General features: G+C 70.3%; 14 protein-coding genes and 1 pseudogene. 7 read left to right on the top strand and 8 right to left on the bottom strand.

What is annotated here, in order from left to right; genetic code table 11:
- The 7 genes from ACSDQ9_RS07560 to ACSDQ9_RS07530 form a co-directional block, all read right to left on the bottom strand.
- Window positions 1-1,011 (bottom strand): glycosyltransferase family 2 protein, encoded by a 1,011-nt coding sequence (locus ACSDQ9_RS07560; RefSeq protein WP_435145680.1) that lies wholly within the window; start codon window positions 1,009-1,011, stop codon window positions 1-3.
- Entirely contained in the window at window positions 1,004-2,125 is a 1,122-nt protein-coding gene (locus ACSDQ9_RS07555) for a glycosyltransferase (RefSeq protein WP_435145679.1), read from the bottom strand. Before ACSDQ9_RS07555 ends, ACSDQ9_RS07560 begins: the two co-directional genes overlap by 8 nt.
- Window positions 2,122-3,126: a glycosyltransferase family 4 protein gene (locus ACSDQ9_RS07550; protein WP_435145677.1), complete on the bottom strand. Its 1,005-nt coding sequence runs from the start codon at window positions 3,124-3,126 to the stop codon at window positions 2,122-2,124. Before ACSDQ9_RS07550 ends, ACSDQ9_RS07555 begins: the two co-directional genes overlap by 4 nt.
- Window positions 3,123-4,253, bottom strand: coding sequence for a glycosyltransferase family 4 protein (locus ACSDQ9_RS07545; protein ID WP_435145674.1), 1,131 nt, complete (start codon window positions 4,251-4,253; stop codon window positions 3,123-3,125). The genes ACSDQ9_RS07550 and ACSDQ9_RS07545 overlap by 4 nt, the downstream gene beginning before the upstream one ends.
- Window positions 4,253-6,496, bottom strand: coding sequence for an N-acetylneuraminate synthase family protein (locus ACSDQ9_RS07540; protein ID WP_435145671.1), 2,244 nt, complete (start codon window positions 6,494-6,496; stop codon window positions 4,253-4,255). The genes ACSDQ9_RS07545 and ACSDQ9_RS07540 overlap by 1 nt, the downstream gene beginning before the upstream one ends.
- Window positions 6,497-6,599: 103 nt before the next feature.
- Window positions 6,600-7,289 carry an acylneuraminate cytidylyltransferase family protein gene (locus ACSDQ9_RS07535; RefSeq protein ID WP_435145668.1) on the bottom strand — a complete coding sequence of 230 codons (690 nt, stop codon included), beginning with the start codon at window positions 7,287-7,289 and terminating at the stop codon, window positions 6,600-6,602.
- A complete protein-coding gene (locus tag ACSDQ9_RS07530) occupies window positions 7,286-8,209 on the bottom strand; it encodes a hypothetical protein (protein WP_435145665.1) in 924 nt (307 codons plus the stop codon). Before ACSDQ9_RS07530 ends, ACSDQ9_RS07535 begins: the two co-directional genes overlap by 4 nt.
- A gap of 65 nt (window positions 8,210-8,274) precedes the next feature.
- Here ACSDQ9_RS07530 and ACSDQ9_RS07525 point away from each other — a divergent pair, with 65 nt between their 5' ends.
- From ACSDQ9_RS07525 to ACSDQ9_RS07495, 7 genes and pseudogenes are all read left to right on the top strand, one after another.
- The gene (locus ACSDQ9_RS07525) at window positions 8,275-9,297 is read left to right on the top strand and encodes a glycosyltransferase family 2 protein (protein WP_435145662.1); all 1,023 of its coding nucleotides are present in this window, start codon (window positions 8,275-8,277) and stop codon (window positions 9,295-9,297) included.
- Between the two features lie 26 nt (window positions 9,298-9,323).
- Window positions 9,324-9,842 (top strand): annotated as a pseudogene (locus ACSDQ9_RS07520) (acyltransferase); the annotation flags it as partial.
- 69 nt (window positions 9,843-9,911) lie between these two features.
- A complete protein-coding gene (locus ACSDQ9_RS07515; RefSeq protein ID WP_435145659.1) occupies window positions 9,912-10,961 on the top strand; it encodes a prephenate dehydrogenase in 1,050 nt (349 codons plus the stop codon).
- A gap of 182 nt (window positions 10,962-11,143) precedes the next feature.
- Window positions 11,144-12,199 carry a glycosyltransferase family protein gene (locus ACSDQ9_RS07510; protein WP_435145657.1) on the top strand — a complete coding sequence of 352 codons (1,056 nt, stop codon included), beginning with the start codon at window positions 11,144-11,146 and terminating at the stop codon, window positions 12,197-12,199.
- A 195-nt stretch (window positions 12,200-12,394) separates the two neighbouring features.
- Complete coding sequence (locus ACSDQ9_RS07505) at window positions 12,395-12,871, top strand: polysaccharide pyruvyl transferase family protein (protein WP_435146334.1); 477 nt, start codon at window positions 12,395-12,397, stop codon at window positions 12,869-12,871.
- A 44-nt stretch (window positions 12,872-12,915) separates the two neighbouring features.
- Window positions 12,916-13,923, top strand: coding sequence for a TlpA family protein disulfide reductase (locus tag ACSDQ9_RS07500; RefSeq protein ID WP_435146332.1), 1,008 nt, complete (start codon window positions 12,916-12,918; stop codon window positions 13,921-13,923).
- Window positions 13,924-14,071: 148 nt separating this feature from the next.
- Window positions 14,072-14,662, top strand: a complete 591-nt coding sequence (locus ACSDQ9_RS07495) for a hypothetical protein (RefSeq protein ID WP_435145654.1) — start codon at window positions 14,072-14,074, stop codon at window positions 14,660-14,662.
- A gap of 91 nt (window positions 14,663-14,753) precedes the next feature.
- Here the strand turns inward: ACSDQ9_RS07495 and ACSDQ9_RS07490 are convergent, their stop codons facing one another.
- Window positions 14,754-15,419, bottom strand: coding sequence for a response regulator (locus ACSDQ9_RS07490; protein WP_435145652.1), 666 nt, complete (start codon window positions 15,417-15,419; stop codon window positions 14,754-14,756).
- Between the last annotated feature and the right edge of the window lie 13 nt (window positions 15,420-15,432).

Here is a 15,432-nt window from a genome sequence, read left to right as displayed (position 1 = left end):
TCACGACGCACCCCCGCAGACCTCTTCGACTCCCGGTGGGGGGTCGTCCGCGCTGACCAACCACGCCTCACGGGAGTGGCGCCCGCGCAGCAGTTCGAGCTCGGTGACCACGTGCGCGACGCGGGTCAGCAGGTAGCGGGCCCGCTGACGACGATCGGGCAGCCCGCCGCCCCGCAGCGCCCACGGCGTGCGCAGCAGCGCGATCGTCGATGCCTTCACTCCCAGTCGGGGGCCGAACCGTTCGGGGTGGCGATGCCACATGATCGTCTCGGCCTTGCCCGACAGATAGACCTTGCGGACGAGTCGCCGCAGCCCCGTGGTGGTGCGGAACCACACCAGCATCGCCTCCTCGCCCACGAAGGTGCAGCCGGCGGCATTGGCGCGGAGGGCGAACTCGCTGTCGTCGCAGCCGTAGGGGGGCAACGACTCGTCGAAGCCACCGAGGGCGAAGTAGGCGTCCCGTCGCACCGCGAAGTTGCAGCCGATGAACAGGATCGCCTGGTAGCCGTGGATGATCCCGCCGGGATTGATCGCCGGGGCATCGGGGTGCTGCACCGGCTCCTGCAGTTCACGGTTGAGCCCGGCCACCACCTCGCCGTCCTGGCTGGCGTCGACGGCGGCCTCGAGCCACTGCTCGCTCACCCGGTCGTCACAGTCGCAGAACGCCAGCAGTCGCCCTCGGGCGGCCAGGGCCCCGGCGTTGCGGGCGTGGCAGATGCCGGCGCGCCCGGAGGCATCGGCGATCCTGACGGGCACCCCGATCTCCGGGGCCAGTTCGCGGACGACCCGGCGGGTGCCGTCGGTCGACCCGTTGTCGGCGATCACCACCTCCCACGATCCGGTGAAGGTCTGCTCGGCCAGGGCGCGAAGTTGATCGCCGATCCAGGCCTCGCCGTTGCGCACGGGGATGATCACCGACGCCTCGAACTCGGGCACCTCGATATCTGGCCCCTCGAACTCAGGCCCCTCGATGTCTGGCGCCTCGACGTCGGGCCTCCCGGGCTCAGTCATGATGGCCCCCCTGACCTGCGGCGACCCTGGCGGCGGCCGATCGGAGTGCCTCGGCGAACACCTCGGGGGAGAACCGGCGAGCGTGCTCGAGGATCGGCTCGCGGGCCAGCGGTTCGGCCGCCAGCCGGCGCACGGCCGACGCGATCGCCGCGGCGTCGGGCTCGTCGAAGAACCAGCCGCTGACCCCCTCGACCACGGTGTCGAGGTAGCCGCCCGCCCGCAGCGCGAGGGTCGGCACCCCGAAACCGAAACCCTCCACCGGTGTCAGCCCGAAGTCCTCGTGGCTGGGGGCGATCACGGCGCGCGCCCCGGCGTAGGCCGTGCGCAGTTGCGCGTCACTGAGGCCTTCCGCGAGCCGGACGTTGGCCGGCAGCCGTGCCGCCAGCTGGTCGCGCTGGGGGCCTCGTCCGACCACCAGCAACCGTTCGTCCGGCAGTGCGCGGAAGGCGTCGATGGCCCGATCGACGTTCTTGTAGGGCAGCAGTCGGCTGACCAACAGGTGATGGTCGGGCCAGTCGGCCAACTGCCCGACCGGCTCGCGCGGGCCGGCCGGGTCGAGGCCCGCGGGCGGGGGAACCACCGTCGCCTCGATGCCGTAGACGGCGCGGATGCGGTCGCGCACCACCGTGGAATTGCACAGGTAGGCGGCGGCCGAACGAGCGGCGCGTTGGTCCCAGGCCACCAGTGGGGGACGAAGGGCCTTCAGCACCCACCCCTGCGGCGAGGTGAACCAGCGGCGGCCGAGGTACTCGTCGGCCAGGTAGAGGAAGCGGGCCGGGGAGTGGCAGTAGACCAGCGTGGGTGCCTCGGTGCGGATGCCGTGGGCGAAGCCGGTCGTCGAGACCACCATCACCTCGGCATCGCTGCCCGCGCGAGCGCGCCCGAAGGCCCAGCCGAACAGCGGCAGCCCGAGCCGAAAGTTGCGGCGCAGGGCCGCGACCCGGTTCAGCACCGAGGTGCGCACCGGCACCTCGCGGAACTCGGGGAAGGTGTCCGGCGGTGAGTAGAGCGAGGTAAACAGCTCGGCGCCGGGGAAGACCCGGGTGAGCTCGAGGGCGACCCGTTCGGCGCCGCCGCGCTGGGTGAGGTAGTCGTGGGCGAGGGCGACCTTCATGGCTCACCCGCCTCGGCGGCCAGGGCGGCGTTCACCCGGTCGGCGACGGCGTCCCACCGGAAGTGGGCAGCGCGGAGGGGGCCGGCCGTGGCCAGTCGGCGGCGCAGGTCCTCGTTGGTCAGGGTTTGTTCGATGCCGTGCCGGATCGCCTCCACGTCGGTGGGGTCCACGACCACAGCCGCGTCGGCCACCACCTCGGGGAGCGAGGTGCTGTTCGACGCGACCACCGGCACGCCGCAGGCCATGCCCTCGAGGGCAGGCAGACCGAAGCCCTCGTGCAGGGAGGCCACCACCACCGTGCGGGCGCCGCGGTACAGGGCGGCCAGGCGGGCATCGTCCACGTCGGTCTCGAACCCGATCCGATCGGCGACGCCCAGCGCGGCGGCCCGGTCGAGCAGCGAGCGATCGGGAGCGGTCACCAGCCGCAGGGTGACGTCGGGCAGCCCGGCCAGTGCCTGCAGCACCCGGTCGAGGTTCCGGTGCGGTTTGGGGTTGCCGACGTGCAGCAGGTACGGGCTGTGGCTCGCAGCAGCGGCACCGTCGGGCCGGAAGAGGTCGTCGACGCCGTTGCCGACCACCGTGATCCGGGCCGGGTCGACGCCGGCCCAGTCGGCGATCCGATCGCGGCTGTACTCGCTGACGGTCAGCACCGCACCGCGAGGGCGGCGCACCGCTCGGCGCACCACCTGCCGGTAGTAGGCGTCCTTGGCCCGGGAGCGTTCCCCCTCGACCTCGAGGTGAATCAGGTCGTGCACCGTGAAGGCGTGCGGTCCCCGCCAGCTCAGGCAGGGGGTGTAGCCGGGCGAGAACCAGGTCGCGCTCCGCTCGTGGCCGCCCGCCGCCCGGTGCGGCAACAGTTCGCTCTCGATCAGTCCGCGCGGCGAGACCGGGTGGGCACCGTGCACGTCGACGACACTGCCGGCCAGTCGGGGACGCAACTCGCGGGCGAATCGTCCGATGCCGTGGCGCCCGGCCCAGCGGGCGTCGAAGACCAGCCTCATGCCGCCCGCTCCCCACGCATCACCCGGTCGTACACGTCGCTCAGCTGGGCGGCCATGCCCACCACGGTGGGCACACGCGCGGGCAGGGTCGGACGACGGTCGGGCCGCAGCGCCTGCTCGAGGGCGACGGCGACGAACCCGTCGAGGTCGTCGAGGGCGGCGATGCAGTGGTCGGGCAGGATCTCGGGGTTGCCGCCGATCGGGCTGGCCGCCACCCCCATTCCCTCGGAGACCGCGTCGAGCAGCGTGTAGGAGCAGTTGTCGGACTTCGAGGGCTGCAGCACGACGTCGTGGCTGGCCATGGCCTGGTCGGCGTCGACGAAGCCGGGAAAGGAGACCCGGTCGGCCACCCCGAGGTCGGCGGCCAGGCCTCGCAGTGCGGGCAGGCACTCCCCGGCTCCCGCAACCGTCAGCGTGGCCTCCGGGTGCATCCCGGCGATGCGCGCGAACGCCCGCACCGACATCTCGACGTTCTTCTCCGGTGACAACCGGGTGAGGGAGAGGAACCTCAGGCCCGGCTCGGGGCGGGGACTCGCGCGGCGGCGGTCGACCCCGTTGAGGATGACCCGCACCGGCTGGGTGGGGTGCCACCAGCGCACCATGTCGCGGCGGGTCGAGTCGCTGACCGCGACCAGGCCCCGAAAACGCCGCAGCCGAAGGTGATGGATCGCCTCCATCGTGCGGGCCCGGGCGGGCGTCGAGTGGAACATGAAGCGGTCAGGTGGAATGTGGTGCTCGGTCGAGACCAGTCGGGGCGGCAGCCCCACCGTGGCCATGGCGGCCAGCAGATCGGCCCGCGCCAGGTGCGAATGCACGATCGCCGGTCGCATCTCCCGCACCAGGCTGCGCAGTCGCCGCACCGCGAGATCGGTGCGCACGCCGGGTCGGTCACCCTCGGCGGGTTCGATGGCGACCGGAACGGCGCTCACGCCTGACCTGGCTCGCGGCAGGGAGCGCACCTCGTCCAGCAACGGGCCCTCGGGCGCGGCGACCGTGAGTTGCCAACCGGGAACGCCGACGCGCATGAGGTCGATGACGTGGCGGGCCACGCCAGCCAGGTTCGAGACCGGCACCACCAGCAGAACCGTGCGGTCGGCCGTCAGCGCGTCGACCCCGGGCGCGGTCATCAGAACCACTGCTCCAACCGGTCGAGCGCCGTCCAGAAGCCGGCGCCGTTGTTGGTGTGGCCCATCCAGATCTCGGGAATGAACCCGACGCCGGGTGCCAGTTCGTCCAGTTGCTTGGCCAGCACCGGCCAGTCGACCTCGCCCTCGCCGATCTGGGGACCCTCACCGTCGACGCCCTCGGCATCGACCACGTGCAGGTGCTCGGTGTGCGGGGCCAGCGCCTCGACGTAGTCGGAGAACGACCGCCGGTGGAAGTTCGCCGCCAACTTGGAGTGCGAGATGTCGAGGGTCAGCCGCTGGCCGTAATGGGTGCAGAAGTCGACCGTGTCGTCGAGGCCCATGAACAGGTTGTGGTACTGCTGGCCGCCCATCAGCCACGGGTACGGCGGCAGGGTCTGCGCGGTCAGGCGCACGTCGCTGGTGTCGAGTCGCTCGATCGCCCGGGCGATGCGCGCATACATCGCCGGCCGCTCGGCGGGGTCGACGAAACCGTCGGCGGTGAAGCCGCCCATGGTGGCGATCACCACGGGGGCCTCGTCGACGGTGAACCAGCGGGTGAGCGCCCGGGTGATGCCGATCACCTTCTGGGTCTCGGCGATCGAGCGCTCCCAGACCTCGTCGTCGGGGCTGGCCAGGTTCACGATGAAGTCGCCCGCGTAGAGGTCGGGCAGGTGCACCGTGAACCCGACGGGAAGCCGGTGGTCGAAGACCTCGTCGAGGTCCATCTCGACGTCCTTGTACGACAGGTGGAACTCGAGGAAGTCGGGGTTGGAGTCGGCCAGCAGGGCCGCATGGTCGTGGTAGCGCACCGGCAACCCCCACGGCCGCCGGAAGTGGTAGGCCCGTCCCCGGGCGGCGAGGTCGGTGAGGTCGGCGGGGTAGAAGAAGTCGCCGGCCTCGACCACGCGGTTGGTGGTGCGGCCGACCAGGTCGCCCATCCGGTTGGGTTGCAGCCCACGGCCGGGGGAGCGCACGTCGATGGCGTCGCGGGTGATCCGCTCGCCCACCTCGATGCGCCGGCTGGCCACCAGCGACTTCGCCAGGTTGACCCGGTTCATCGACTCCCCGGTCGACACCACCCGCGCGTCGCCGGTGCCCAGCGACTCCTCGAGCTCTCGCACCCGGTCGACCATCTGCCGGAACTCGTGGGGCAGCAGGCTCACCTTGTGGTCGTTGCCCTCGAGGGTGCGGTCGGTCGTGAAGTGCTTCTCGATGATGCGGGCACCCAAGGCGACCGCGGCCAACGGCACGTGGAATCCTCGCTCGTGGCCGGAGTAGCCGACCGGCGCGCCCGAGATCTCCGCGAGCCGCGCCAGGTAGCGCAGATTGATGTCCTTGAACGGCGCCGGATAGGTCGACTGGCAGTGCAGCATCGCGAACGGCGACCCGGAGGCGCGCAGCAGGTCGGCCGCCTGCCGAATCTCGTCCTCGGTGCTCATGCCCGTCGACACGATCATCGGCAGCCCGGTGGCGACCATGTCAGTGAGCAGCTCGTGGTTGGTGAGATCGGCGCTGGCCACCTTCAGCCCGGCCACGCCGTAGTCGGCCAGCACCCGCACGCTGGGTGAGTCCCAGGGGGTGCAGAACACGTCGAGATCGCGATGGCGGCAGTGGTCGAAGACCTCGACCAGCTGCTCGGCCCGCAGCGAGAACTTCTGCAGCAGGTTGAGCGTGTACTGGGCCCCGAGGTCTTCCCCCGCGGACGATCCTCCGGCCTGCCGGTAGGTGGCGTCGAGGTCGCGCAACTGGAACTTGACGATGTCGGCGCCGGACTCGGCGGCGAGGTCGACCAGTTCCTTCGCGAACGCGACGCTGCCCTGGTGGTTGTTGCCGATCTCGGCGATCAGCAGCGTGGGGTCGTCGGACGAGATGCGGTGGCGGCCGATCTGCAGGGCCCGGCGGTCGAGACTGGCGATCGCCACGACGCGACCGGCGTCGTCCACGATCGGCACGTGGCTGACCGGCGCCGTGAGCAGCGCGGCGATCTCACGGTGCGGTGTGGCCTCGGTGGCGCGCACGCACCGCGGGTTGGCCGCCAGCGCACAGTCGGCGTCCAAGGAACTTTCGGGGCTGGCGATCAGCCAGCGCCGCACGTCACCGTCGGAGAGCGAGCCGACCAGGTGGCCATGACCGTCGACGACGAACACGATACGGGACTGGTTGGCGTCGATGCGTCGCAGAGCGGCCAGCATCGGCTCGCCCTGCACGATGACGAATGGCGCCACCTGGCGATCGATCAGCACGGCGTCCCCTCTCGCAAACGATCTCTCCCGCTGAACTGTAGCCGTGGGCACTGACACATTCGGCTGCCTGTCGCGGTGACCCAGCCCGGCCGGTCAGTCCGGGTCAGTCCGGCCGGTGGTGGGCCATCACCGACGTGGCCGTCTGCAGGTCGAAGAGGGTGTCGATGTCGATGCCCTCGTCCTCGTCCATCACGAACAATCCGATGCGGCCACCCACACGGTTGCCGGTGTCGCGATAGATCGACGTGCGGGTCACGTAGACCGACCCGGTCTCGCGGTAACGCAGGTCGGTGGGCGCCATGTCCTGTCGGCGGCGGCGGTGCTGCCAGTCCCAGTGGGCGACGCCCTCGCCGGTGGTGGCCATGCCCCACAGGAACGGCGGCGAGGGCACGACCCCGACCAGCGAGTCGAACTCGCCGCCCTCGAACTGGTCGAGGGCCCGCTGCAGGGTGCCGGGGTGGCGCACCGGTGAGGTCGCCTGCAGCAGCATGGTCACGGCCGGGTGGTCCCCGCGCTCGGCCAGCACATCGAGGGTGTGCAGCACGACCGGTTCGGTCGCCGTCGTGTCTTGCGCGAGGTCGATCGGACGAGGCACGACCTCGGCACCCGCCGCGCTCGAGACCGCGGCGATCTCGTCGTCCTCGGTCGACACCACCACGCGCAACCCTTCGACGGCGAGGGCCTGCTCGATCGTCCACACGATCAGCGGCTTGCCCTGCAGCACCTGCAGGTTCTTGCGGGGAATGCCCTTCGAGCCGCCGCGGGCGGGAATGACGGCAACGGCGTCGATCATGCGACGTCCTTCCTGGTGAGGGTCCAGTAGCGCTCGTGGCCGGGCAGGCGCCCGGGGGTCGACAGCCGCCGTTCGACGGGGTCCATCACGTCGAGCTGCGACCGGTAGGCCGCGATGCGGGCGAACTTGTCGTCGACGTCGACGGCCAGCTCGGTGAGGTCGGGCTGCAGGCCGAGCCGTTGGGCCACGGAGGCGACTTCGGCGTCGGCCGGTTCCGCCCACAGGTAGGGCAGGTCTTCGTACAGCACCACCGTGCAGGGGCAGCGAGGGTCGGTGGCCACCTCGAGCACCAGATCGCGGACGGCCACATGGTCGGTGTTGACCGCCAGGCCACGCCGTCGGGCGGCGGCGCGGCGGCGCTGGTGGTCGGCGTGCATGGCGGCCCGCACGAGGCGCAGCCCCCAGGTGCGGATGTCCCGGGGGAGCGGGGCGCTGTCCTGCTGGGGCGGGTCGAGAGGGTCGCCTGCGGGTGTCGACGCCGGACGGCGAGGGCGCCACCGCTCCCAGACGGCCGATGCCACCCGGGCGCCCGCGCACGCCGGGGCCAGCACGACGCCATCGGGGTGGTCGGTCAGCCAGACTCGGAGCTCCTCGGCCAGGCCGGCGAGGTCGCGCCGGCGCCGAGCCGGGTTCGTGTACGGGCCGTCGAGCAGGGGCAGGTGGCGGATCGTGGCCCGACTGCCCGCAAAGGCGGCCTCGTCCTCGGCCCTGCGGGCGGCGAGGGTCGCCGTCGAGTCGGGGAAGCCGCAGGCCTGGTCCCACGCCGTGGTCACCGCCGGGTCGGGCAGGCCCGCGAACACGGTCCAGACCTCGACGGGTCGGTGCTGCACGACGGCGGCGGCGCTGAACACCAGGTCGTCCAGATGGGGCGACAATGCCAGCACGGGCACGTCGTCATCGCGGAGCCAGGCGGCGGACATGCCCACATCCTAGGGTTGGGTCAGCCTCCACTTCGGGGTCGAACGAGGCGGGAAGGGGGTGTGGTGTGTCGAACGAACGCGATCTGGCGCTGCCGCCCCGCCTGTCGGTGATCGTGCCGTGCCATGACTCGTCCGCCGTGATCGGGGGGCAACTCGAGGCCCTGAGCCGGCAGGTCGACGCGCCGGCCTTCGAGGTGATCTGCGTCGACAACCGATCATCGGACGACCTCGCGGCCGCCGTCTCACCCTGGACGAGCCGCCTGCGCGTGCAGGTCGTGACCGCTGACCTGCTCGCCAACCCCGGCTACGCCCGCAACGTGGGCGTGGCCCATGCCCGCGCCGACAAGCTCGCCTTCTGCGACTCCGATGACCACGTCGCCCCCACCTGGGTGCGCGATGCCGCCCGCGCGCTCGACGCGGCCGCGATCGTCAACGGGGGCGCGACCCCGGTCGCCGACGCCGACTTCTCCCACGGTCCCGACCATCTCGACGACCTGCTCGACGAGCAGGCGCTGGCCACCCGCCCCGTCGACGTGGCGTTGCCGGCCGCGCCGGTGCCCTACCCGATCCTGCTCGGTGGTTCGTGCGCCGTGCGGCGTGCGGTCTACCTCGAGTTGGGCGGCTACGACGTCGCCATGCCCTACGGCGTCGAAGACAACGACCTGGCGCTGCGGGCCCAGCAGGCCGGGCACGAAATCGCCCGCTCGAGTGGCATGCGGCTGGCCTATCGCTCCCGACCCGAGGGCACGCGCACGGCCGCGGACGAGTTCCGCACGGGGCTGCGCCACCAGTTGCTGGCCGCTCGCCATCACTTGGTCGGACGATCGCCCAGCCTGCCGCGGCGCTGGTGGTGGGGGCTGCCCCGCTGCCTGGGGGCGGCCGTGCGGATGCTCGTCCGACCCGGATCGCGGGACTGGCGGGGGTGGCGGCACCGCACCGCCTTCCAGTGGGGTCTGCTGGTGGGGCGAGCGAGGTTCGGTTGGTTCGGACGACCGCCTCGTCCGCGACTCGGCGTGGGGCTGTCGACGCAAGCCGAGGGCAACGACCGCCCAGCACCTGCGCCCGCTCAGGGCCCCGTGCCAGACTGACCACCATCGACGAGGGAGGGAATCAGATGAAGCTGGGAGTGCTGCTCGAGAAGGCGCCCGCGGTCCGGTTCCACGCCTACCGGCTGGCCATGCCGTTCCTGCGCTCATCGTTCGGACGACTCGGTGCGGGCTCGGTGATCGTGAGCCCCATCGCGATTCGCGGCATCGCCCAGATGTACATCGGGCGCAACCTCTTGGTGCGCGAACATGGGTGGCTGCAGACCGAGTTCGACTCGACGTTGACCATCGGGCATGACGTCTTCATCGGCTACCGGTGTCACGTTCACGCCGTCGACGACGTGGTGATCGGTGACCGCACGATGATCGCCAACGACGTCACCATCTCTTCGGGGGCGCACGGCGCCGAAGACCACTTCGAGGTGCTCAAGGACGGGCCGATCGTCATCGGGCGCAACGTTTTCATCGGCGAGAAGGTGCTGATCAAGGGCGGCATCACGATCGGTGACGACGCCGTGGTCGGAGCCGGGTCGGTGGTCACGCGCGACGTGCCGGCGGGTGCGACGGTGGCTGGGGTGCCGGCGCGCGTCTTGAGCGACGGCTCCCAGCCGCGCCGGGGAACCTGACAGGTCGGGCTGCATGCGTCGGAGCACTGAATGAGCACGCGTGAGGGAGCGGGGCTGGCCTTTCCGGACGATCTGGCGGCCTGGCAGCGGTGGGCCGAGAGGCGCCACGGAGTGCAGGGGGCGCTGCGTCGGGCCAAGGGCACGCTGCGCCCGAGTGAACCTGCGACGGCGACGCTCTGGTTGCCCCCGGACGAGCCGACCACGCTGGTGGTGATGGACAACCTGTCACCCAGTTGCCGGCTGGTGATCCATGAGCCGCTGCGGCACGCCGCCGACCTGCGCCGGGTGGCGGTGCTCACCGAGGTGCCCGACCCTTTGTTGCCGGAGTTCGGCGACGGCGCGCAGTGGTCGCCGGTGGAGTTCATCGGCCCGGGCCAGCTACCCCGCTCGATCGAACGGGTGCTGTCGCTGGGCGCCTTCAATCGGCTGTCGGCGGTGGTCGAGGGGTGGGCCAAACCGCGCGACAAGCAGTTCGTCGTCGTGCAGCACGGACTGATGACCCCCTGGGCTCCTCCGCTGAACGACGGCGACCACCTGCTGGCATGGAGCGAGGCCGACGCCCACTTCTGGTCGGCCGACCGTGACTCGATCACGTGGCAGGTCGTCGGCCCGCAGATGCTCTGGGAGGCCGCCGGTCGGCCCGCAGCGGAGGTGGTCGACGATCGACCCGTGATGCTCGGGCAGTTGCACGGCATCGAGTTGCCCAGGCTGCAGAAGGTGCGCGTGTACGAGTCGTTCTGTCTCCGGCAGGGCGCCGACTACCGCCCCCATCCGATCGAGCGCGATGTCGCCTCGCGGGCGGCCCATGCGTGGTTGCAGCGCCGGGGAGTCGGCTTCGAGACCAGCGGTCGTCCGTTGGTCGATCTCGGACGACCCGTGGTCTCGATCTTCTCGACCGGAACGCTCGAGGCGGCCCAACGCGGGCTGCCGGCGTGGGTGCACCACCCCAGCCCGCCGGCGTGGGTGCGCGACTTCTGGGCGCGCTACGGGTTGCGCGAATTCGGGGACGAGCCCACGGCTGCCTGGTCGATGGGTGCGGACGAGCCCGCTGCCCTGATCGCGCGCGCTGTGGGGTTGTGAGGGGGCTGGGCGGGCGGCTCGTGGTCGTCCACTGATCGGATTCGGCGCTGAGCTGCGAGTTCTTGCCAGTGGATGGCACGAACTCGCAGAGTGACACCGTTTCGGATCGGTGAGGCGAGGTGACTCTGGCGCACGAGCCCGCCAGCACGCCCTTCGGGGTAGGTTGAGCGGGGGTGGGCTGCGTGAAAGCGCTTCTGACGAACACGAATCTGAGCGACCGAGGGGGGTCGCAACGCTGGGTCGAGACGATGGCTCGCGAGATGTTGCGCCGCGGCTGGGAAGTCAAGGTGTTCTGTCCGGGCCCCAACACCCTGCTTCCATGGCTCCCGCCACACAGCTCGGGTGACACCTACGATCTGGCGTTGGTGAATCATCGCGATTGCTTCCGCGAGATTCGCCGAGTCCCCATCGACCGGCTGGTGTACACCGCCCATGGGTTCCTCCCCGATCAGGAGTGGGTCCCCTCGGGCGCTGACGCTTACGTTGCGGTCTCTGAGCTGACGGCGGCACACATCCCTTGGCGCTCCACCGTCATTCGCAACCCGATCGACATCGACCACTTCACCGAAGTCAGGCCGGTGAATCGGACGCCGATCCGCGCTCTGATCCTCTCCAATCGGGCGTCAAGAGCTCGCGACCTGATTCGAGCAGCGTGTCGACTGACGGGCATGGAGCTTCGAGAAGCGGGGATGCCGAACCCCGTTGACGACCCCGCGCCTCTCATCAACGAGGCCGACATTGTGTTCACCATCGGCCGAGGGGTGCCCGAAGCCCTGGCGTGCAATCGCAACGTGTACGCGATGGATTGGTACGGGGCGAAGGGCTACGTCACCGGGGAGACGGCGGTGAGGTTTCGGCTGGACAACTATGCGGGCCACCTGGACTCTCACTGGCCCACCGCCGAGGCATTGGCGCGCGATCTGACTGACAACTACGACCCGAACCGGACGATGCGCGACTACGCGGTGGCCGAGCATGCGCCCGCGGGGGTGCTGGACAGGTATCTCGATGTCGCCTCGCGCGTCCCTGGCCACCGCTTGCGGGCGGCGCGGCTCATGCGCCGTTTGGGCGGCCCGTTGACGACGCACCGCCTGACGAAACTCGCGGGCTACGCCGTCGCCGGCCGGCCGTGGGAGGGAGTCCGCGCGGCGATGTCCACGGATCAGCACCCACCGGTGCTCATCCGGTCCAGACTGCCCGACGGTGTGACGCTGACGTCCAAGGTGATGCTGGGCTGAGGAAAGCGGTCTCGTCGTCCACCCTTTTGGGCACGGTGGGGCCGGAATCGACCGGGGGAGACGTGCGTACGAGGCTGGCTCACTACAGCAGGTATGACGGGTTGGCGAGACGGAGCCTGCGCAACGCCGGACTGGTTGTCGGGGCAACGTTGAGCACCGTCGCACGCGGCGGGAGGCCACGGGTCGTCCGTGCCCATGGGGGACCCCGGCCTGCTGGTGTCGCGATCGATCCGTCGCCGCCCGGTGCGGACGCGGGTTGCGTTTCTCGCCCATCACGATCATCGGGACCACGGCGCGTTCGACGACTTCCTGCACCGGTATGGCGGCGTTGTCGACGTCATAGACGTCAGGCTCCCCTTGGTCACGGTCGCGCGGCGCATTGCCCAGGCGGGCACGGTGGTCTCGTCATCACTGCATGGCCTCATCGTCGCCGACAGCTTGGGCGTTCCCGCCGAGCGGGCCCTCACCGGTGAGGGGCTGCTCGGTGGGAACGTCAAATTCGATGATTACGAGGCGGTCGTGAAACCGGAGCCTCGCTGGCTCGAGGTCGACGGCCAGACGTCCCTCGAGGCGCTGGAGCGAGTTGCCACGACTGTCGACGCGGCCCGAGTGCGGACGATTCAGGACGATCTCCTGCGCGCACTGCACGGGGCACTGGCGCGGCAAGGCTGAGCCTGAGGTGGGCACAATCGGTGCTCACTAGAATCATGCCCGTGATGCACTCTCTGGGGTTGGGGATCCCCCTCGTGCTGGCCGCCGTGTTGGTGCTCAGCGCAGTGATGAAGTGGCGAAGTCCTCAGCCCGCGCGAGACTCGTTCGTGGCGCTGCGGCTGCCCGGATGGCTGTCCCGATCCGTCGCACCCGCGCTGCTGCCCTGGGGGGAACTCGCCCTGGCCGTCGGCCTCCTGGTGCTGCCCGGTGTCGTCGGGATCGGCTTCGCGGCGGCCTCCGTCGTGCTGATGCTCGTGTACCTGATCGTGGTGCTTCGGGCACTGAGTTGGGACGAGAAGGTCGTGTGCGGCTGCTTCGGGGAGCTCGGCCTCGGCGAGGTGACGCCTCGCACTGCTGTGCGGAACGCGGTGCTGGTGGCCCTGGCCGTGACGTCGCTCGTGAGCATGGGCCGAGGTGCGTCCACGGTGCAGCGGTGGGCGGCGGCGACGTCGTCCGATGCTGGCTGGTTGGTGGTCGCCGTGACGGCCGTGGTCGTGGCGTGGCTGATCGGTGCCGGTGCGTCGAAGGATTCGTCTGCCCCTGAGGCGTCCGCCCACGAGCACGATGCGGACTACCTGCGAACCCCCATTCCCTATGGGCGGCTCCGGACTGCCGAGGGCACCGAGGTTCACCTCAGGGATCTGGCGTTCCACCAGGCACAGCTGCTGGTGTTCCTGTCGACCACCTGCGCCGGGTGCCAGCGCATCGCCGAGCAGCTGCCCGCCTGGGCGGCCGAACTGGACCCCGCGGTGGTCGTCCGCCCGGTGTACGGGGGACGGGTCAACGTCGACGACCCGACCCTCTGCCTGCACGACTGGGCCATGTTCGACCCGGCCCACGAGGTCTCGGGCACGCTGCGATTGGGCACCGTTCCCGCGGCGGTTCTTCTGGGGGCCGACGGGCTGTTGGCTGGCGGCCCGGTGGAGGGCGAGGCAGACACCCGAGAACTGTGCGAGACAGTGGTCGACCAGGTGCGTGCGGCACGATTGCCGGAGAACCACCCGCACCCCTGACGACGGTTCCCGACGGAACCGCCAATCACGCGAAATATCACGGGCTGATTTGGGGTGGACACTGCTCCCGACCACGATTACAGTGGCCCGTGACGGTGAGCCCGGGGATGGCTTGCCTGACTACATCGTGTCTCTGGGGGGAGATCACATGTCCGACAAGACCATTTCGCGACGCACCGTGACGGCGGGCGTCGCATGGGCTGTGCCCACGGTCGTCATTGCTGGAGCCGTGCCGGCCTTCGCCGTGTCGAAGGGCACCGTCACCCTCACGCAGTTGTCGAACGGGTGCAAGCAGCCCGGCGATTCGTGTGACAAGAACCCGTGGAACGTCTCCAAGGGTTACCTGCTGAAGGTGAAGCTGTGCAGCAGTGTGGCGGCCCCGGTGAGCGTCACCATCCAGCCAGCAAGCGTGACGTTCAACGGCGAGGCGAAGACGATGGCCTTGGATGTCAGCGACCAGTCTCTGCCCGCCGGTTGGACCGGCACCCAGTCGGGTTCGAACCTGATCGTGACGGCTCCGGCCGCCACGGGCGGAGTTCCCGTGTGCGCCGACCTCGTGTTCAGCCTCACCAACGCGACCAGCGAGAACGCGAACATTCAGGGATCGGCCGCTTTCACGTGGACGACCATCGCACCGGCCCCGCCGCGCACCGGTTCGGGTTCCCTCATTCTGAGTGTGAGCGCCACCAACCCGTGCAACAACTGCCAGCCGCCGGCCTCACCGCCTCCCGCGCCGTGATGCACCAGAACCCCGGTCCCCATGGACCGGGGTTCTTCATGTCAGGGTCCGATGAATCTGCTCACGGGCCGGTCAGCCTGCCCCGCACCCCTCAGGAGACCGGCAGGAGCCCCGCGCGCTCGGCGAGCACGGCCAGCTCCACGCGATTGCGCACCCCCAGCTTGGTCTGGGCCGCCGACAGGTGCGTCTTGACCGTCGCCTCCGACAGGTAGAGCGAGGCACCGATGGCAGCGTTCGTCAGACCTTCTGCCATCCGAATGACGACCTCGCGCTCGCGTTCCGTGAGCGAGTTCATCGCCCTGGCAGCCTCGTGCCGAGCAGCTGACGGATCCCCCTGGTCGAGGTGGTCGAGCAACTGGCGGGTGCTCTTGGGCGACAACACGGCCTCGCCACGCACCACGGTGCGCACGGCTTCGATGATGGCCATCGGCTCGGCGCTCTTCAGCAGGTAGCCGCTGGCGCCGGCCGCCAGGGTGCGGACGAGCGCGTCGTCCACGTCCCAGGTGGTCAGTGCAATCACCTGGGGAGGGTCGGGCAAGGCGCGCACGGCACGAGTGGCCTCGACGCCGTTGACCCGCGCCATCCGCAGGTCCATGAGCACCACGTGCGGGCGGTGTGCCGCGGTGGCGGCCACCACCTCGTCCCCGTCGTGCACCTCGCCCACGACCTGCAGGTCGGGGGCACTCGACAGCAACAGGCGAAGGCCCGCACACACCAGCGGGTCGTCATCCACCAGCAACACACGAATCAACGTCACGCTCTCACCCTAG

This window comes from Aestuariimicrobium soli (genome assembly GCF_051192575.1).
In the GTDB taxonomy this organism is placed as follows: domain Bacteria; phylum Actinomycetota; class Actinomycetes; order Propionibacteriales; family Propionibacteriaceae; genus Aestuariimicrobium; species Aestuariimicrobium soli.
This window is presented reverse-complemented; position numbering and strand designations above follow the sequence as displayed.